General features: G+C 57.9%; 14 protein-coding genes. 3 read left to right on the forward strand and 11 right to left on the reverse strand.

Features of this window, described 5'->3' with window-relative positions; translation table 11 throughout:
* Positions 1 to 36: 36 nt before the first annotated feature.
* The 3 genes from AC2FD9_RS04860 to AC2FD9_RS04870 all read right to left on the reverse strand — a co-directional run bounded on the left by AC2FD9_RS04860 (position 37) and on the right by AC2FD9_RS04870 (position 2,158).
* Positions 37 to 372, reverse strand: coding sequence for a carboxymuconolactone decarboxylase family protein (locus AC2FD9_RS04860; RefSeq protein ID WP_282169006.1), 336 nt, complete (start codon positions 370 to 372; stop codon positions 37 to 39).
* A 68-nt stretch (positions 373 to 440) separates the two neighbouring features.
* Complete coding sequence (locus tag AC2FD9_RS04865) at positions 441 to 1,094, reverse strand: DUF938 domain-containing protein (RefSeq protein WP_282169005.1); 654 nt, start codon at positions 1,092 to 1,094, stop codon at positions 441 to 443.
* Complete coding sequence (locus AC2FD9_RS04870; protein ID WP_496757479.1) at positions 1,091 to 2,158, reverse strand: NAD(P)/FAD-dependent oxidoreductase; 1,068 nt, start codon at positions 2,156 to 2,158, stop codon at positions 1,091 to 1,093. Before AC2FD9_RS04870 ends, AC2FD9_RS04865 begins: the two co-directional genes overlap by 4 nt.
* Positions 2,159 to 2,338: 180 nt before the next feature.
* Between AC2FD9_RS04870 and AC2FD9_RS04875 the strand changes: the two genes are divergently transcribed.
* Together AC2FD9_RS04875 and AC2FD9_RS04880 are read left to right on the forward strand one after the other, a co-directional pair.
* On the forward strand, positions 2,339 to 2,743 hold the full coding sequence (locus AC2FD9_RS04875; RefSeq protein WP_370246295.1) for a hypothetical protein: 405 nt from the start codon (positions 2,339 to 2,341) through the stop codon (positions 2,741 to 2,743).
* Between the two features lie 3 nt (positions 2,744 to 2,746).
* The gene (locus AC2FD9_RS04880; RefSeq protein ID WP_496835667.1) at positions 2,747 to 3,979 is read left to right on the forward strand and encodes an HlyD family secretion protein; all 1,233 of its coding nucleotides are present in this window, start codon (positions 2,747 to 2,749) and stop codon (positions 3,977 to 3,979) included.
* A 42-nt stretch (positions 3,980 to 4,021) separates the two neighbouring features.
* Here the strand turns inward: AC2FD9_RS04880 and AC2FD9_RS04885 are convergent, their stop codons facing one another.
* From AC2FD9_RS04885 to xdhA, 8 genes are all read right to left on the reverse strand, one after another.
* Positions 4,022 to 5,341 (reverse strand): MFS transporter, encoded by a 1,320-nt coding sequence (locus AC2FD9_RS04885; protein WP_496835669.1) that lies wholly within the window; start codon positions 5,339 to 5,341, stop codon positions 4,022 to 4,024.
* Positions 5,342 to 5,555: 214 nt separating this feature from the next.
* Positions 5,556 to 6,629, reverse strand: a complete 1,074-nt coding sequence (locus AC2FD9_RS04890; protein WP_496835671.1) for a BMP family ABC transporter substrate-binding protein — start codon at positions 6,627 to 6,629, stop codon at positions 5,556 to 5,558.
* Between the two features lie 35 nt (positions 6,630 to 6,664).
* Complete coding sequence (locus tag AC2FD9_RS04895; RefSeq protein ID WP_108859238.1) at positions 6,665 to 7,585, reverse strand: ABC transporter permease; 921 nt, start codon at positions 7,583 to 7,585, stop codon at positions 6,665 to 6,667.
* A gap of 3 nt (positions 7,586 to 7,588) precedes the next feature.
* Positions 7,589 to 8,671 (reverse strand): ABC transporter permease, encoded by a 1,083-nt coding sequence (locus tag AC2FD9_RS04900; RefSeq protein ID WP_058276029.1) that lies wholly within the window; start codon positions 8,669 to 8,671, stop codon positions 7,589 to 7,591.
* A gap of 63 nt (positions 8,672 to 8,734) precedes the next feature.
* Complete coding sequence (locus AC2FD9_RS04905) at positions 8,735 to 10,252, reverse strand: ABC transporter ATP-binding protein (RefSeq protein ID WP_058275481.1); 1,518 nt, start codon at positions 10,250 to 10,252, stop codon at positions 8,735 to 8,737.
* On the reverse strand, positions 10,249 to 11,184 hold the full coding sequence (gene xdhC / locus AC2FD9_RS04910) for a xanthine dehydrogenase accessory protein XdhC (protein ID WP_496835674.1): 936 nt from the start codon (positions 11,182 to 11,184) through the stop codon (positions 10,249 to 10,251). Before xdhC ends, AC2FD9_RS04905 begins: the two co-directional genes overlap by 4 nt.
* Positions 11,184 to 13,586, reverse strand: a complete 2,403-nt coding sequence (gene xdhB, locus AC2FD9_RS04915) for a xanthine dehydrogenase molybdopterin binding subunit (protein ID WP_496835676.1) — start codon at positions 13,584 to 13,586, stop codon at positions 11,184 to 11,186. Before xdhB ends, xdhC begins: the two co-directional genes overlap by 1 nt.
* Positions 13,583 to 14,944 (reverse strand): xanthine dehydrogenase small subunit, encoded by a 1,362-nt coding sequence (gene xdhA / locus AC2FD9_RS04920; protein ID WP_496835678.1) that lies wholly within the window; start codon positions 14,942 to 14,944, stop codon positions 13,583 to 13,585. The genes xdhB and xdhA overlap by 4 nt, the downstream gene beginning before the upstream one ends.
* Before the next feature lie 344 nt (positions 14,945 to 15,288).
* On the opposite strand from xdhA, the gene dnaE reads away from it, so the two are divergent.
* Positions 15,289 to 18,789: a DNA polymerase III subunit alpha gene (gene dnaE / locus AC2FD9_RS04925; protein ID WP_496835679.1), complete on the forward strand. Its 3,501-nt coding sequence runs from the start codon at positions 15,289 to 15,291 to the stop codon at positions 18,787 to 18,789.
* Positions 18,790 to 18,848 lie beyond the last annotated feature (59 nt).

Here is an 18,848-nt window from a genome sequence, read left to right on the forward strand (position 1 = left end):
TCAAGCAAAGGCCCCGGAGATCTCCGGGGCCTTTCTTCATACTGATAGCTCGTCAAAGCATTCCAACGCCTTGGCCGCATACATCATCGACGGTCCTCCGCCCATTTGAATGGCCATGGCCAGAACGTCTGACACTTCTTCGCGGCTTGCTCCGGTATTGATCAGAGCTTCGGTGTGTAGCGTTATGCAAGGTTCGCAACGGGCAGCGATGGACATACCCAAAGCGATCAGCTCTTTGGTTTTGTAGTCCAGCGAACCGCCTTCTTTAACGGTTTTTCCCAGCGCACCGAAGGCACGGGCGGTATCAGGGATTGCAGCGTTGAGGTTGCGCAGATTGTTGCGCGTATCCGACAGCTTGTCTTGCCAATTCATTTGTGGGCTTCCTTTAAACATATCACCTTGTGAATATGTTTATGGAAGCTGCCTGACTTTGATCTTGATCAGACTGCAGGTCTTTCAGCGACAAATGCCAGGTTGTTTGCCGGCATTTCAACAGCACCGATTAATTTCAGTTGAACACGACGCAGCAGGTCCAGAATGTCGGCGTCATCTTTGTATCCGATGTCCGGGTCTTGTTGGCTCAACGCAGCATGAAAGTTCTGGTCTCCGGCACTGGTTAACCGACCGCCGCGCATGAATGGCCCGTAGAGGATTAGCCGACCGCCCGGGTTCAGCGCCAGCGCGGCCTCGGTCACCAAGGCTTCCACCTCCGACCAGCTTATCAGATGCAGCAAGTTGATCAAGAGGATCAGGTCATTTGCCCCGTGAACAGAATGCCAACCGGGTTGGACCGCATCGAGTTCTATCGCCGGGGCTATGTTTTCTACGCCTTCGGCATACGCGTCGATTGAAGCGCGTCGTTCAGTGTCAATCTCGCTGGGTTGCCAATTCAGGCCGGGCAGTCGATTTGCAAAAGCCACGACGTGCTGCCCTGTACCACTGGCCAGTTCCAGCGCGCGACCGGACACAGGGGCGAACTGAGCCAGCAAATCACACAGCGCGTCGGCATTCCTGCTGGCCGCCGGAGCAACCAATTTTTGCCCATCGGATACCGTCGCCACGCTGGCATTTGCGGGAAGTTTGCGTTTCGTCATCCACGTAACCTTTCTGGCCTTAGGGCGGAAACGCTCGCCGCCTCCAATTCTGAACGAGCACCAGTCGTCAAATCTGCCACCAGCTGTGAGGCCGCCGGTGCCGTTTGAAAGCCATAACCACCTTGCGCAGCCGACCAGATAAACGTGGGTTCGGCGGGGTCGGGGCCTAAGACCAGCGTACCATCCGGCGCAAAGCTGCGAAGCCCAGCCCAGTTCGCCTCGACCCTTGTGACCGGCTCGGTCACCATCGCTTCGTACCTCGCCAGACCCTCGGCCAACACCATGTCGTCCGCATAGGCATCATGGGGAAAGGTCGGGTCAGCCTCGCAAGGGGAAACGATCAGCTTTCCGGCATCCGGTTTCGCATACCAACCTTCGCCAGCGCCCAACATCAAAGGCCAACCCGTCACGTCATGACCAGCAGGGGCGCGAATACGGGCCACTGATCGTCGGCGCGGTTCTATGCCGATCGGTGTAACGCCGACCATCATGGCGATCTCATCCACCCACGCGCCTGCGGCATTAACAAGGGCTCGGGCCTCGAAGGTTTCTGCCGCTTCGACAAGCCAGTGTCGGGCTTTGATGATGCCGTTGACCTTCTGACGGGTCAGAACCAAGCCGTCGTTGGCCCGGATTACACGTGCGAAATCTTGCATCATCCGGTCGGTATCAATGTCAAAAGCAACGCTGCTGGCGGCGGCAAACCCAACAGTCTGTGGGTTCAGTATCGGAACCCGCGAAATGGCCTCGTCAACCGAGATTTCTGACAGACGAAGGTCAGCCTGATCCTGAAGAAACGCGTCCCGTTGATCATGCCCGGCAATCAGCATCAACCCGCGTGGCGACAGATAGCCGTTCGATCTGAGGTAAGCTTCGCTCGCTGCATTCAGGGTCTTGACGGAAGGTGGTCCATACCCCTTTTCAAACAACGCCGCTGACCGGCCAGAGGTGTGATATCCCAGCGCGTCTTCGCCTTCGAGCACGACGACATGACCATGTTCGGACAAACGCGCGCCCGCGCTTAATCCGGCGATGCCGCCACCGATGACCAGGAAATCGATCATGTTAGAAACTCCGCCCTAGGATCACCCCAAAACGGGTGGATTTGAGATCTGCTTTTGTTCATGCGCAAAGCTTCGCATGCGTAACACTATTGGAAAAGAGGCGTAATTTCCGCAATGTAAACTTGAACCAAAGAGACCGGCCTGTTTTTAGTGCAGCTATCATCGGAATCGGAGAAAGACGTGACACCGGCAGAATTACATCCAATGGCCACGGGGCATATCCCCTCATACGTCACGCAGGCAGATGGCAGCGACTTTTTGCTGACCTTCATGTTTGTTTTTACCGTTTTGGTGATCGTTCTGATCGGAGTTGGCTACTTTACGCTGCACTCCATCCCGGAAAAAATCGCGCATGAATCCAACCACCCTCAGTTTCAGCTTGTGGGGATATTGGCGCTGTTGGCTCTGTTTACCCACAATGGTCTGTTCTGGGTGGCGGCCATTCTTGTAGCCGGATTCCAGTTCCCGGATGTCGCCGCCCCCTTGCGCGCCATTGCCGACGCAATCCGATCCTTGGGCAATCAAGGCAACGATGTTCCTGCCCCAGCGACCCCATCGCAACCGACCGCGCAGCAGGAGCAGTAAGAGATGCTTGAAACACTGATGTGCGCGCTGGTCACCGTGTTGCCGGATTACTTATTTCGCCGTTACGTACAGGGCAAACGTATAGGCCATGAAATCACACTGTTCACCATGTGGTATGAACTGCGTTGGGGCCTGACCACCTGCGCCATTCTTGCGCTGACCGTGATCACCACGCTGTTTTACTTCCACCCTGCCAGTAAAACGGCGGCGTCCTATTTCCGAACGGTGACAATTCTGCCTCAACTCGGCGGTCGCGTGTCCGAAATTTACGTCACCAACAATCAGCAGGTCACTGCCGGCCAACCGATTTTCCGGATCGAGGATTTCACCCAAACCGCACAGGTCGAGGCCGCGCACGCGCAGATCGCGCAGGTTCAGGCCTCGCTGAAAGTGGCGGAAACCGATCTGGCCGAGGCCGACGCAGGCATCGCAGGCGCGCGCGCTGCATTGGATCAATCGCTTGAGGATTTGGAGCGTAACACCACCCTGCGGGACGAAGGCTCCAGCGCCGTGCGATTGGCCGAAATCGACCGGTTGGAAAACCTTGTTGCCGAGCGTGAAGCGCAGCTGACCGCATCGCGATCCCGCCGTGCCGCCGTGGTGCAGCAGATCGAAGAACTGATCCCGGCCCAACTGGCCAGCGCCAACGCCCAGTTGGACGCCGCGCTGACCGAGCTGGACAAAACACTCGTAAGCGCAGGTGTGACCGGTCGGGTTGAACAATTTGGCCTTCAGGTGGGCGACTATGTCAGTCCTTTGCTGCGGCCTGCGGGCATTCTGGTTCCGTCAAGCTCGGGCCATAACCGGTTTCAGGCTGCATTCAACCAGATGGCCGCTCAGGTCATCAAGCCGGGCATGATCGGAGAGTTGGGCTGCATGACCAAGCCCTTCACCGTGACCCCGATGGTTGTGGTTGAGGTGCAGGATGTCATCCCGTCAGGTCAGATACGTCCCACAGATGAGCTGCGCGATGTTCAGACCAACAAGGTGCCCGGCTCGATTTTGGTCTATATGGAGCCGCTGTACAAAAACATGGCCGATGACATACCGCCCGGCAGCAACTGTCTGGCCAATGTCTACACCGATAACCATGAACGGCTTGAGCATGAGGATTTGGGATTCTGGCACGCCGCCGCCTTGCATGTGATCGACACGATCGGTGTTGTCCACGCGGCGGGCTTGCGCCTGCGTCTGATCCTGATGCCGGTGAATACGCTGGTGCTGACCGGGCATTGATCCATTCAAGCGTTTTGATTTCAGATCCGGCCTGTGTGAGGTTTAAACCGCTGGGCGGCCGGGTTTGTTATCTAAGGCGAGGGACACGTAAGCAAACGCGAGAACGCAGACAGCGAACGCCGCAACAAAACAGAAAACGAGAGTGAACGAGCCGGTTATGGCAAAAACCGAACTGCCCAGGGCCATCCCGACCGTACCGCCCAGCAGCTGAAATGTCATCGAGATGCCACTTGCCTGTCCGTGCAGAGCTTGTGGTACCATTGACATGATGGCCCGCCCTGGGGGGACAAACAGAAACGGCACGCAACAACCCCAAAGGAAGTAGCCAGCATAGATCAGCGCGGCGACGTCCAAATGCATTCCCAGTGCGACAATAAGTATGGCAATCGTACCCAGCGCTGTACCTGTCAGAGAAGGGCCGCGAGAGCCAAATTTATCAGCAATTTTCCCCGCCATCGGGGCAATGAAAATCTGCGGAAAAGCAATCGGCAACAGGGCGACACCAGCAGTCAGCGGTGAAAACCCGAGCTTTGATTGAAAGTAGGATGCGCCGAACACGAACAGAGTAATCTTGCCGAATTGTGCGGTGAACAGGATCATGTTTGAAGCAGCAAACCCGGGGCCGGCAAAAAGGGAGATGGCAATCAGAGGCGATGTTGCCCTCTGTTCGACGCGGACAAATAACACCAAAAAAATAAGACCCGCTGACAGGGCCATAAGAACTTCGGGCTGTGCCCAGCCTCTGTCCGGGCCCTCCATGACACCAAACACAATAGCCGCCAACCCCGTCACCAGTAGAATTAGGCCTTTCAGGTCGAACTCGCGCTCCCGTTGGTGTGGCGGGTCCCGCCAGAAAGCCCTTGCGACCAGAGCGACCACAAGCACGATTGGGGGGTTGACCCAGAAGATCCAGCGCCAAGACAGATATTCGGTCAGAACGCCTCCAACCAGCGGACCCATTGACAGGAATACTGTCCCGATCCCGCCATATAAACCCAGTGCCAGCCCGCGTTCCTTTTCGTCAAAAGACTGGATCAGAACCACTAGCGACAGCGGGAAAATCAGTGCTGCACCGATGCCCTGTGCGGCGCGCGCTGTTAGCAGTTCAAATCCGCTTTCGGCAAACCCTCCCAGCGCAGAGGATAAGCCGAAAATCAATAAACCCGCACTGAGCAAAACACGAATGCCCAGAACATCGCCCAATCGTCCTGCTGCGCCCGCAAAACAAGCCAACACCAGCAGATAGATATTCACCACCCAATGCGCTTCCAGCAGAGACAGGCCAAGCTCATCGCGGATGGTCGGAAGCGCGACGCTGACGACCGTTTCGTCCAGCAGAATAACACCCAAGATGGCGCCCATTGCGCAGAGTATCCACCAGCGGCTGTGGTCTTGCGCTTTGATCTCCATGGGATTTTTACGTTTCGTGTTGAGACAGGTAAAACATTAACCCCATCAGGTCCGTCGTGTCTGCAATCGTCAAGACAGTAATTAGTTAAGGTTAGGCGAGGTGCTCGCATAGAAACGAAAAAGGGCCAGCCAAATGGCTAGCCCTTCAGCGTGTTCGTGCAAAGATTTACTGCGGAATTTCGCCTTCCAGACCTTCAACGTAGAAGTTCATGCCTGCCAGTGTACCGTCATCGGCGGTTTCGCCTTCAGCCAGCCAGTCGCTGCCGTCCTGCTTTTTGATCGGGCCTGTGAAGGGATGGTATTCACCCGCTGCCATGGCCGCTTTCATCGCCAGTGCTTCTTCTTTGATGTCGGCCGGAACGGCGTCCGAGATCTCACCGATCTCAACCATGCCTTCCTTGATGCCGTCCCAAGTGTTCACGGTTTCCCACGACCCATCCATGACAGCTTGGGTACGTGCGATGTAGTAAGGCGCCCAGTTGTCGATGATCGAAGAGACGCGCGGCTTGGGAGCATATTCGCTCATGTCCGAGGCCTGACCGAAAGTGATCACGTTGCCTGCCTCTTGCGCAGCCGCCTGCGGCGCGGTCGAGTCGGTGTGCTGCAGGATCACGTCCGCACCTTGTTCGATCAGAACGGTTGCGGCATCAGCCTCTTTCGCCGGGTCGAACCAAGTGTAGGCCCAGATGATCTTGAACTCGACATCCGGGTTTACCTTTTTGGCATGGATGTAGGCCGAGTTGATGCCGCGGATCACTTCGGGGATTGGGTAGGAGCCAATGTATCCGATGATGTTCGACTCGGTCATTTTACCCGCGATGTGGCCCTGAACGGCACGACCTTCGTAGAAACGGGCCGAATAGACGGACACGTTCGGGGCGGTCTTATAGCCGGTCGCGTGCTCGAACTTCACGTTCGGGAATTTCTTGGCCACGTTGATCGTTGGGTCCATGTACCCGAACGAGGTGGTAAAGATCAGGTCAGCGCCTTCAAGCGCCATCTGCGTCATCACACGTTCCGCGTCCGGGCCTTCGGGAACGGATTCAACAAACACAGTCTCGACTTTGTCGCCGAATTCTTTCTCGACCGCCAGACGGCCTTTGTCATGTTCATAGGTCCAGCCGCCGTCGCCCACCGGGCCGACATAGACAAAGCCTACTTTTGTTTTGTCCTGTGCGACCGAGCCGGTCGCCAGACCCAGCACCATCGCAGCACTGGCAAGAAGTGAAGTGAATTTCATGTGGTTACTCCCCAAGTTGGTTCAATTGGCCCCGTCTAGTGCGAGGCGTGGAAGGTCCGGCCCAGTGAGGCAGGTGCGCTGCTCTTGTCGGCCGAAAGGATCACAAGCACAAGGATCGTGATGATGTAGGGCGACATTGCCAGATACTCGACTGGGATGGCAACGCCTGCTGCCTGCAGATTAAGCTGCAACACCGTGATTCCGCCAAACAAATAAGCACCCAGCAATGCACGCCATGGTTTCCAGCTGGCAAAGACCACCAGCGCAAGAGCGATCCAGCCAACACCGGCGGTCATGCCCTCGGTCCACTGCGGGACGCGGATCAGGCTGATATAGGCTCCACCGAGGCCCGCGCAGGCGCCACCAAACAGGATCGCCAGGATGCGGATTTTGATGACCTTGTAGCCCAGGGCGTGTGCGGCGTCGTGGTTTTCACCCACTGCGCGCAGGATCAGACCGACGCGGGTGTATTTCAGCGTGGCCCAGACGGCTGCAACCAGCGCGATGCCCAGATACAGGATCGGATCATGCTGGAACAGGATGGGGCCGATCACCGGAATATCGCTGAGCAACGGGATATGGATATCTCCCATGCTGGGCGGTTTGACACCTACATAGCTTTGACCCATCAGTGCGCTGAAGCCTAGGCCGAACAGGGTAAGTGCAAGACCACTGGCCACCTGGTTCGCCAGCGCAAACTGCGTCAGCAGGACGAACAGCAGGGACAGAACCGCGCCACCAATGGCTGCTGCAATGAACCCCAGCCAGGGTGATCCTGTTTCGACAGATATCGCAAATCCGCTGATTGCGCCGACGATCATCATGCCCTCTACGCCAAGGTTCAGAACACCTGCTTTTTCGACGACAAGCTCTCCGATCGCCGCCAGCAGCAGGGGGGTTGCGGCCACCATAAGCGAGGCGACCAGAAGTACGGGATTGATTTCACCTAGGTCCATGGGTCACGCCACCTCATTACGGGCCGCACGGATGCGGTAGTTGGTCAAAAGATCGAAAGCCAGCAGGAAGAACAGGAGCATGCCCTGAAAGACCTGAATGGCAGCAGCAGGCAGGCCCAACTGGGATTGCGCGATTTCGCCGCCAATATAGGTCAACGCCATCAAGCCACCTGCCAGCAGGATACCCACCGGATGCAAACGGCCCAGAAAGGCCACGATGATCGCGGTAAAGCCGTAGCCCACATTAAAGTCGATGCTGACCTGACCTGATGGGCCTGCGACCTCGAACATCCCCGCCAACCCGGCCAGGGCGCCGGACATGCCCAGACAGAACAGGATCAGACGTGCTGGGTTTACACCCGCGAACTTCGCCGCCCGAGGCGCTTCACCCGTCAGGCGAATGTGGAAGCCCAGCATGTGACGGTTCAGCAGGACATAGGCAAAGATCACTGCGATCAGCGCGGTCACCACGCCCCAGTGCATTCCCGATCCTGCGATCAGCTCGGCGTTATGCGCGCTTTCATAGGATTGCAGGTTGCGCGATCCGGGAAAGCCGAACCCTTCGGGGTTCTTCAGCAGACCAAGGGAAACCGAAGCCAGCATCTGCTCGGCCACGTAGACCAGCATCAGTGACACGAGGATTTCGTTGGTGCCAAAACGCACCTTTAGGAAGGCCGGGATTGCCGCCCAAAGCCAACCGCCAAATGCGCCGGCGATCACCATGATCGGGAAAACGTAGAACGCATCCAGCGGATAGAAGGCCAGACCAGCACCCGCGCCAAAGATAGCGCCCATGATGTATTGCCCCTCGGCGCCAATATTCCAGATACCGGCTCGGAAACCCAAGGACAGGCCAATGGCGATCAGAACCAGCGGCGCGCCTTTGACCAGCAATTGTGGACGGTAGTAGAAAGCGAACTCACCAAACAGCGGCTCCCAGAAAATAGTGCCAATGGCTTGGATCGGGTTCTTGCCCAGAATGGCGAACAGGATGCCGCCGAAAACCATGGTTGCCAGCACGGCAACCAAAGGGGTCGCGTAAGACCACGCTTTGGACGGCTGCGGCCGTTTCTCCAACACAATCATCTGCTCATTCCCCCAGTTTCTTCATCTTTTTGTAAATTTTCCCGCCGAAGGCGGTCCGACGGATTAAACATGAGCCACCTCCATGCCATGCGCGCCGCCCATCATCAGGCCGATTTCGTCGACCGTCAGACCCGTGGTCGTACGCGGAGCGCTGAGCCGCCCTTCATTGAGCGCTGCAAAGCTGTCCGATATCTCCATCAGCTCATCCAGATCTTGCGATATGCAGATGACTGCGGTTCCTTTGGCGGCCAAATCCAGAATGGCCTGACGGATCGAGGCCGCGGCGGCCGCATCCACGCCCCATGTCGGTTGGTTCACAACCAGAACGTCCGGGTTTTGCAGGACTTCGCGCCCAATGACGAATTTCTGTAGGTTGCCCCCTGACAGAGATCGTGCTGCGTTTTCTGGCCCCGGTGTGCGGACGTCAAAGGCACTGATGATCTTTTCGGCAAAACTCTTGGTTTCTGCCCATTTGAGGAACCCGTTGTTCTCAAGTCCTTCCCGGACCGATCCAGTCAGCAAAGCGTTTTCGGTCAGGCTCATGTCAGGGGCGGCCGCATGTCCCAACCGCTCTTCCGGAGCGGTCAGAACGCCCAGCTTGCGGCGCGCGGTCGGCCCCAGTTTTCCGATCGGCTGGCCGTTGAACTTAATCGCGTCGGGTGCTGTGGTGATCTCGCCCGACAGAACGCCCAACAATTCGTCCTGGCCGTTGCCCGCGACACCGCCGACGCCCAGAACTTCGCCCTTACGGACGGTCATGTGGACATTCTTCAATGCGGTACCGAACTCGGATGGTGATGGAACTGACAAACCGCTGACATCCAGGGCGACCTCACCGAACTCACGCCCCGAACGCTCGGGTGTTTGCAGGGTCGAACCCACCATCATCTCGGCCATATCCCGCGCTGAGGTCTCAGCTGGAACGCATTCGCCGACATTCTTACCCAAACGCAGGATTGTGGCGTGGTCGCACAGTGTGCGGATTTCTTCCAGCTTGTGCGAGATATACAGGATCGAAGTACCTTCGGACCGCAATTTGTTCAGCGTTTCAAACAGAATGTCGACTTCCTGAGGTGTCAGAACCGATGTCGGCTCATCCATGATCAGCAGCTTCGGATCCTGTAACAGGCAGCGGATGATTTCGACCCGCTGACGCTCACCCGCGGACAGATCGCCGACGGTGCGATAGGGATCCAGTGGCAGACCGTAAGTTTCCGAAACTTCGCGAATACGCGCCGCCAGATCGCCCATGGCTGGTGGGTTTTCCATCCCCAAGGCGATGTTTTCGGCCACGTTCAATGCGTCGAACAACGAGAAGTGCTGGAACACCATCGCGATCCCGTCCGCCCGTGCGGCGCGGGGTTCGGGTGGTGCGAAGGCTTGTCCGCGCAGCAGCATGGTGCCGCTGTCGGGCTTCACCAGCCCATAGATCATCTTTACGAGAGTGGATTTTCCGGCACCATTTTCGCCCAGTAAGGCGTGAACTTCGCCCTCACCGATGTCAAAGGACACCTGATCATTGGCCACGACGCCGGGATAGGCTTTAGTCAGCCCTTGTAAGCTTAGAAGTGGAGTGGTCACGCGCTCAGGTCCTTCTTTATTTCGTTTTGCCGGGCAGGGCGCAGGATCTGCGCCGCGACACCAACTGCGATCATCTGCGGGTGTTTGCCCAAGGCTGGATCTCCGATTGGGCAGGTAATCCGGCCAATCCGCTCGGGCGCATGTCCCAAAGCGGCCAGCCGGGATCGGAACCGCGCCCATTTCGTAGCCGAGCCAATCAGGCCCGCAAAGCGGAAATCATGCAAAAGCAACCTGTTGCATAGCTCCAGGTCCAGATTGTGTGAATAAGTAAGCACAAGGTGCTCGGCATCACGCGGCGCATGGCGAACCAGCTCGGCCGGTTTGCTTGCCGGAACGACGGTTACGCCTGCGGGCACCGTTTCGGGAAAACGCTCAGGCCCGGTATCGACCCATGTGATCGACAGATCGGGCAACGGTGACAGGACATCGACCAGAGCCCGGCCAACGTGACCAGCACCCCATATCCACAGATTGCGCGCCGGTTCGTGAACGGGTTCGACCATCCAGCCGTCAATCAGCTGCGGTTCGGGCGCAACACCTTGACCGCGGGCCTGCGACAACAGTCGCTTGACCGAAAGCGGCATCGCACCACCTGAAGCCGAGCGCGCAATGACTGCATCATCCAGCCGGTCGACGGCCGCAAGATCGTAGATTTCACTCAGCAGAGTTACTGCACCGCCACAACACTGGCCCATATCCGGGCCGAGGGCATGGTGCGTTTGGCGCATGGGCGCTGCTTGGGATCGAGCTGCTTCAGCCGCCTGATACTCCAACGTGCCACCGCCGATGGTGCCCGACTGCCCGTTCTCCCAAACAAGCATTGCAGCGCCAACTTCACGGGGGGATGACCCCTTGATCCCGGCGATAACCACCCGGGTCACCTTGCCGTGGGTTTTGACCGCCTCCCTCAAAGCCTCTCGATCAAATCCCATCAGGTCTCTCCCTTTACCCGCTGGACACCCTTCCAGACTTCTTCAGCCGTGGCGGGTGCATCCAGTGCCGGATAGCTGTCCCCGCAGGAAGCCACCGCATTCGACAGGGCAAGCCACGCGGAAATACCCAGCATGAACGGCGGCTCTCCGACCGCTTTTGAGCGATAGATCGTGTCCTCGCGGTTTTCACCGCTCCAGAGCGCGACATTGAAAACATCAGGCCGGTCCGAGCAAGCGGGGATCTTGTAGGTCGACGGCGCATGCGTGCGCAGGTTCCCTTTGCCATCCCAAACCAGCTCTTCGGTTGTCAGCCAACCGGCACCCTGTACGTATGCGCCTTCGACCTGTCCAATATCCAGCGCCGGGTTCAGCGACGCGCCTGCATCATGCAGGATATCCGTCCGCAAAATGCGGTTCTCGCCAGTCAGTGTATCGATCGCGACTTCGGTGATCGATGCGCCGTAGGCAAAATAAAAGAACGGACGCCCCCGGCCTTTGATCCGGTCCCACTCGATCTTGGGTGTCTTATAGAACCCGGTCGCAGACAGGCTGACCCGGCCCTGATAAACCAGCGCAGCTGCTTCTGAGAACGTATAACGTTCTTCGCCAACTGAGACGTAGCCATCCGAAAACGTCACTGTCGAGGGATCGGCCTGATGTCGATGCGCCAGATAGTCGGCCATCCGGTCGCGGATCGTGTCGCAGGCCGCTTTGACCGCCATGCCGTTCAGGTCACTGCCCGAGGACGCGGCCGTAGCCGAGGTATTCGGAACCTTGGCGGTGTCGGTCGCGGTGATTTTCACCATCTCCAACGGAATACCAAAGCGGGACGCGGCCACTTGCGCGACCTTTTGGAACAGACCTTGCCCCATCTCGGTCCCGCCGTGGTTCAGGTGGACCGAGCCGTCCTGATACACATGCACCAACGCGCCCGCCTGGTTCAGGTGGGTCAACGTAAACGAAATGCCGAACTTAACCGGAGAAAAGCCGATGCCTTTCTTGATCACGCTGTTCTCGGCATTCCACTTCTCAATGGCAGCCTTGCGTGCGGTGTAGTCGCTGGATTCCAGCAACTTGGCAGTCATGCCGTGCAGTTCGAAATCGCTGACCTCCATCCCGTACGGCGTGGTATTGCCACCTGCGGGCAAGGGACGCACCGGGGCGTTGCCCATCTCAACCGCGCCTCGGCTGGTCAGGTCCTCGTGCGGGTCAGGATGGCCCAGCGGCTTTTCAGCGATCACGGGATCCGCAACAACATGCGCCGGCTCATAGTAGTTCCGGCGACGCAATTCGACCGGGTCCATTCCCAGCTCATACGCAGCGTGATCCATCACGCGTTCGATCCCGACCATACCCTGTGGTCCGCCGAAGCCGCGATAGGCGGTGGCGGATTGAGTGTTAGTTTTCAGCCGGTGGCTTTCGATCCGGGCATTCGGCAGCAGATAGGCATTGTCCGAATGCAACATCGCGCGGTCCGCGACGGGCAGGGACAGGTCTTGGGCCCAACCGCAAATCGCATGATGCAGGAAGGAAACGCCTTGGATGTGACCGTTCTCATCAAACCCGGCCTTATACGCAATCCGGAATGCGTGGCGCTTGCCGGTGATGATCATGTCATCATCGCGATCATAGCGCATCTTGCAGGTTTTGCCTGTCGCACGCGCTGCGATAGCGCAGGAAACAGCCAAAGCGTTGCCCTGACTTTCCTTGCCGCCAAAGCCGCCGCCCATACGGCGCGTTTCAACGCGAACCGCGTGCATCGGAACACCCAGAGCGTCCGCTACTTTGTGCTGAATCTCGGTCGGGTGTTGGGTCGAAGAATGCACCAACATATCCGCGCCCTCATTGGGCACGGCCAGTGCAGCCTGACCTTCCAGATAGAAATGCTCCTGACCGCCAAGTTCAAACCCACCTTCGATCACATGCGCCGAACCCGCAATGGCCGCATCCGCATCGCCCTTGGCGTAGATGCGCGGACCGTCCTCGAACCGACTGTCTGCGGCAAGCGCCTCTTCAATCGTCAGGATCGCGGCCTCTTCGGCATAATCGATCTGGCCCAAACGCGCCGCTTTCCGCGCGGCAATGTGGCTGGTCGCGATAACGAGGAAAACGGGTTGCCCGATATAGTGAACCGTACCATCAGACAGCAGAGGTTCATCATGGATCGACGGTGAGACGTCATTGGCAAACGGCAGATCGTCGGCTGTCATTACCATGACGACACCTTCGGCTGCCTTCACCGCCGACAGGTCCATCGTGGTGATCTTACCCTTGGCAATCGGGCTGATGCCAAAAGCCAGATGCAACGACCCTTTGGGCGTCGGAATGTCATCCACATACCGTGCGGTTCCCGCGACATGCAGTGGCGCCGCGTCATGGGGGAGGGGTTTGGTCACGCTCATGCGGACACCTCCAATACATTTGTCACTTCGCCTTGATCCTCAAGGAAATATCGTTCGAGCAGCGCTTTGGCGGTCTGCAGCCGATAGTTGGCCGATGCGCGCATGTCCGTCATTGGCGTGAAATCACTGTCGAAGGCCGGAATAGCGGACCGAACAGTCTCATGCGTCCATGGCTTGCCAACCAGCGCGGCTTCGACATTTGAAGCCCGTTTGGGAGTTCCGGCCATACCACCAAAGGCAATACGGGCATCAGCAACCATACCGTCCGAAACAGAGATGTTGAAACACCCACACACGGCCGAGATATCCTGATCGAACCGTTTGCTGAGTTTGTAGGCCTTCAAACGATCCGCCTGACGCGGAAAACTTACGGATTCGACAAACTCGCCAGGTGTCCGGTCTTGTTTGCCGTAGTCGATAAAGAAGTCCTCCAATGCGACCGAGCGACGTTCGTCGCCCTTGCGCAGATGTAGCGTCGCGCCCAGGGCGATCAGTGCAGGAGGATTGTCTCCGATGGGCGAGCCGTTTGCGATATTTCCGCCCACGGTGGCCGCGTGCCGCACCTGAACGCTGGCGTAGCGCCGGATCATTTCGGCGTAAGACGGGTGCAGGTCCGCCAGTGCTTCGCCCATCCGGTTCATATCGACCATCGCGCCGAACAGAACCTCGTCATCCGTGATGGTGATCTCTTTCAGATCATCACAGCGGTTCAGAAAAATCACTGGGTCGAGGTCACGCAGTTGCTTGGTCACCCAAAGCCCAACATCCGTTGCGCCGGCGACCAGAGTGGCGTCCGGGTGTTCCGCATAGATTTTGGCCAATTCATCCGAAGACTCCGGCAACATCTGCGATGTGACCCGCGTGGCGACTGGCTTGTCTTTCACCCAAACTGGCACGGGAACTTCTTCGGCAACCTTGGCGGCGCGAATGATCGGCGCGTAGCCGGTGCAGCGGCACAGGTTGCCAGCAAGCTGGGTGTCGTGATCCGTCGCGCCATTTGCATGACTTGCCACCATCGACATAACGAAACCGGGGGTGCAGAAGCCACATTGCGAGCCGTGCAGATCCACCATCGCCTGCTGGGCTGGGTGCGCCTCGCCGTTGGGGCCACTGGCGCCTTCGACCGTGCGAACCGCCTTACCATGCAGTTGAGGCAGAAACAGGATGCAGGAATTCAGCGCCTTGTGGCCACCTTCATCCGTCATCATGACAGTGCATGCCCCGCAATCGCCTTCGTTGCAGCCTTCTTTGGTGCCGGTCAGGCCGCGATCCTCACGCAGCCAATCCAGCAGGGTCGCTGTCGGATTGACATCCGCCAGTTCCACTGTCTCTCCGTTCAGAAGAAACGTGATGTTCATTCGAGAAACCCGTCGCCTTACCCGGTTGCGCCCTTGCGTGCCCCCCTTCGATGCGACGTAGAAAGAGTAGCGGGCGGATAGCTTGCCATCTGATGTTAGAAACAGCGCAGGTTGTCTGGCAAGAAAAACTACCTATGTGATACACCATTGAGCACTGACTCTGCGTGATTGTTATCTTCGTTTAGAGATCACCTGATTGAAACTAAAGCGTTTTTTGTCTTTGGCTGCTGTCGGGCTCCGAAGCACCTTCTGGAAAAGCCGAATAATCAAAGCCCATCTTTTTGGCAATCCAAAGCCAAGGTTCCTGCTTTTGCCGGGCGCGCGGCTGGGATAGCGTGGCAGTCATGAGCAGTACTCCTCGATTCATTCACCTCCGTGTTCACACCGAATATTCCCTGCTGGAAGGCGCCGTGCGGCTGAAAAAGCTGCCCGGTCTGTGTGGCAAGATGGATATGCCCGCCGTCGCTGTGACGGATACTAACAGCATGTTCTCGGCTTTGGAGTTTTCGGTCACCGCCAGCGGGGCCGGAGTGCAGCCGATCATGGGTTGTCAGGTTGACCTGACCTATGTGCAGGCGCAACCGGGCGAAAAGCCCAAAACACCCGCACCGGTGGTTTTGCTTGCCCAGTCCGAGGTCGGGTATGAGAACCTCATGAAGCTCAGCTCGTGCCTTTATGTGGACAAGGGCGGGCAGTTGCCGCAGGTGACTTTGGAAGAGCTTGCGGACCGATCTGACGGGTTGGTCTGCTTGTCCGGTGGACCGGATGGACCGGTTGGGATGTTGTTGCAGCAGGGTCAACGCCCCGCAGCTGAGACCTTGGTAGACCGGTTGTCAGTGATGTTCCCCGATCGCCTCTATATCGAACTCCAACGCCATCCGGGTGAGGGTGGTCAACCCGAGGCCGAACGTCTGACCGAGCGTGGCCATGTGGAAATGGCCTATGCCAAGAACCTTCCACTGGTCGCCACCAATGACGTCTATTTCCCGACCACAGATATGTACGAAGCGCACGATGCGCTGATCTGTATCTCGGAGGGGGCCTATGTCGATCAGCAGGAAGGCCGCCGCCGTCTGACCGCGCAGCACTATTTTAAGTCGCAGCAGGAGATGGCGACCTTGTTCGCCGACTTGCCTGAGGCAATTGAGAACACCGTTGAGATTGCCAAGCGCTGCGCGTTCATGGCCTATCGCCGCGATCCTATCCTGCCGAAATTCGCTGATGACGAGGTTGCCGAACTGCGCCGTATTGCAAATGATGGTTTGCAGAAACGTCTGGCTGTTATCCCGCACGCAGTGACGCCCGAAGAATATCAAGAGCGTTTGGATTTCGAGCTCGACATCATCGAAGGCATGGGGTTCCCCGGCTACTTCCTGATTGTTGCCGATTTTATTCAGTGGTCCAAGGATCACGATATCCCGGTCGGGCCGGGTCGGGGCTCGGGCGCGGGATCTTTGGTGGCCTATGCGCTAACGATTACTGACCTTGATCCGCTGCGCTATTCGCTGCTTTTCGAACGGTTCCTGAACCCGGAACGGGTTTCGATGCCCGATTTCGATATCGACTTCTGCATGGATCGCCGAGAAGAGGTGATCCGCTACGTGCAGCAGAAATACGGCCGCGACAAGGTGGGGCAGATCATCACCTTTGGTGCGTTGCTGTCGAAAGCTGCCGTGCGCGACATTGGGCGCGTGCTGCAGATGCCATACGGGCAGGTGGATCGCCTGTCCAAGATGATCCCGGTGGAAGGCGTCAAACCCGTTTCCATCGAAAAGGCGCTGAAAGACGAACCCCGTCTGCGCGAAGAGGCGCGCAACGAAGAGGTTGTGGACCGCCTGCTGACTTATGGCCAGCAGGTCGAGGGGTTGCTGCGAAACGCGTCGACCCACGCGGCGGGAGTGGTTATCGGAGACCGTCCGCTGGATGCGCTGGTGCCGCTGTATCAGGACCCGCGATCCGACATGCCGGCCACTCAGTTCAACATGAAATGGGTGGAACAGGCCGGGCTGGTTAAGTTCGACTTTCTTGGTCTGAAGACGCTGACGGTGATCCAGAACGCGATGGATCTGATCTTCAAATCTGATCGCCCGTTGCATGTCGCTGCTGATGGTACGGAGCTTTACGAACCCGCTGAAGGGGCGGAAAACCAGATCAACGCCATCCCGCTGGATGATGAGGCAACGTACAAACTTTATTCGGCGGCCAAGACGGTGGCGGTGTTCCAGGTGGAATCCTCGGGCATGATGGATGCGCTCAAGCGGATGAAGCCTGACTGTATCGAAGATATCATTGCCCTCGTCGCGCTCTACCGACCTGGCCCCATGGAGAACATCCCCAAGTTCTGCGAGGTCAAAAACAAGCTGAGCGAGCGGGACACGCTGCACCCGTCCATCGATCATATCCTGGACGAGACACAAGGTATCATCGTTTACCAGGAACAGGTGATGCAGATCGCCCAGGAAATGGCGGGCTACAGCCTTGGCGGTGCGGATTTGCTGCGCCGCGCGATGGGTAAGAAAATCCAGGAGGCGATGGACGCAGAGCGGCCCAAGTTCCTCAAGGGTGCTGCTGAGAACGATGTGGATGAGGCCAAGGCGACCGAGGTTTGGAACCTGCTGGATAAATTCGCCAACTACGGGTTCAACAAATCCCACGCGGCCGCCTATGCGGTTGTCAGCTATCAGACAGGCTGGCTGAAGGCGAACCACCCGGTCGAGTTCATGGCGGGTGTCATGAACTGCGATATCCACCTGACCGACAAGCTGGCCGTATACTTCGAAGAGGTCCGTAAGGGGCTGGAACTGCCTTATGTACCGCCCTGCGTGAACCGGTCGCTGTCGACATTCGACGTGGTGGACGGGCATCTGGTCTATGCGCTGGGCGCGCTAAAGAATGTGGGTGTCGAAGCGATGAACCTTGTGGTCGCTGGTCGCGAAGGCAAGCCGTTCGTGAACCTGTTCGACTTTGCCCGCAAGGTTGATCTGAAGAGGGTCGGCAAGCGCCCGCTTGAGATGATGGCGCGGGCAGGGGCCTTCGATCAGCTCGACAAGAACCGCCGTCGCGTTTTCGAAAGCCTCGATCCGCTGGTGCAGTATTCGGCCGCCATCCATGACCAGAAGAACTCGAACCAGGTGTCGCTTTTTGGCGAGGCGGGCGATGACCTGCCCGAACCGCGCCTGTCGCCTTCGCCAGACTGGCTGCCGGCGGAACGTCTGAGCGAAGAATTCAAAGCCATCGGTTTTTACCTGTCGGGCCATCCGTTGGACGACTATATGCCCGCGCTGAAGCGAAAGCAGGTTCTGACGCTGGATGAGGTAACCGAAAAAGCACGCTCTGGCCCCTTTATCGCCAAAATGGCTGGTGTTGTTGCCGGACGGCAAGAGCGTAAATCCGCGCGTGGAAACCGGTTCGCCTTTGCGCAATTGTCGGATCCGACGGGCGCGTACGAGGTCACTCTGTTTTCAGAAACGCTCGAAAAGTCACGCGAGTATCTGGAAACCGGAGCACAGGTAGTGCTGACCGCCGAAGCGACGATGGAGGCGGATCAGCTCAAGCTGCTGGGGCGCTCGGTCGGCCCGGCGGATTCCGTGGTGGCAGAAGCCGGGGCGACGGGGCTACGTATCTTTGTTGACGCAGCGCAAGCGGTGCCAACCGTAGCAAAAGTCCTTGAGGATGCCGCTACCGCTGCCAAAGGCGCAGCGCGCGGACCGATCCAATTGTTGTTACTGGACCCAAGCCTGCCAGGTGATGTCGAAATGGACCTGGGCGCTGAGTTTCCGATCAACCCACAGATCAAAGGCGCGATAAAATCGCTGGAAGGTATTCTGTCCGTCGAAGAGATCTGACCTCTCTTTGTTGCCAGACAGTTAGCACCCCGCTAGGCTGACCCAACAGAGATGTCTTT

The sequence above is a fragment of the Ruegeria sp. YTSC230 genome (genome assembly GCF_059609665.1).

Bases quoted from the DNA above. Each gene is read 5' to 3' on its own strand.
- AC2FD9_RS04860 (WP_282169006.1), bottom strand. From the start codon at position 372: ATGAATTGGCAAGACAAGCTGTCGGATACGCGCAACAATCTGCGCAAC.
- AC2FD9_RS04865 (WP_282169005.1), bottom strand. From the start codon at position 1,094: ATGACGAAACGCAAACTTCCCGCAAATGCCAGCGTGGCGACGGTATCC.
- AC2FD9_RS04870 (WP_496757479.1), bottom strand. From the start codon at position 2,158: ATGATCGATTTCCTGGTCATCGGTGGCGGCATCGCCGGATTAAGCGCG.
- AC2FD9_RS04880 (WP_496835667.1), top strand. From the start codon at position 2,747: ATGCTTGAAACACTGATGTGCGCGCTGGTCACCGTGTTGCCGGATTAC.
- AC2FD9_RS04885 (WP_496835669.1), bottom strand. From the start codon at position 5,341: ATGGGCGCCATCTTGGGTGTTATTCTGCTGGACGAAACGGTCGTCAGC.
- AC2FD9_RS04890 (WP_496835671.1), bottom strand. From the start codon at position 6,629: ATGAAATTCACTTCACTTCTTGCCAGTGCTGCGATGGTGCTGGGTCTG.
- AC2FD9_RS04895 (WP_108859238.1), bottom strand. From the start codon at position 7,585: ATGGACCTAGGTGAAATCAATCCCGTACTTCTGGTCGCCTCGCTTATG.
- AC2FD9_RS04900 (WP_058276029.1), bottom strand. From the start codon at position 8,671: ATGATTGTGTTGGAGAAACGGCCGCAGCCGTCCAAAGCGTGGTCTTAC.
- xdhC (WP_496835674.1), bottom strand. From the start codon at position 11,184: ATGGGATTTGATCGAGAGGCTTTGAGGGAGGCGGTCAAAACCCACGGC.
- xdhB (WP_496835676.1), bottom strand. From the start codon at position 13,586: ATGAGCGTGACCAAACCCCTCCCCCATGACGCGGCGCCACTGCATGTC.
- xdhA (WP_496835678.1), bottom strand. From the start codon at position 14,944: ATGAACATCACGTTTCTTCTGAACGGAGAGACAGTGGAACTGGCGGAT.
- dnaE (WP_496835679.1), top strand. From the start codon at position 15,289: ATGAGCAGTACTCCTCGATTCATTCACCTCCGTGTTCACACCGAATAT.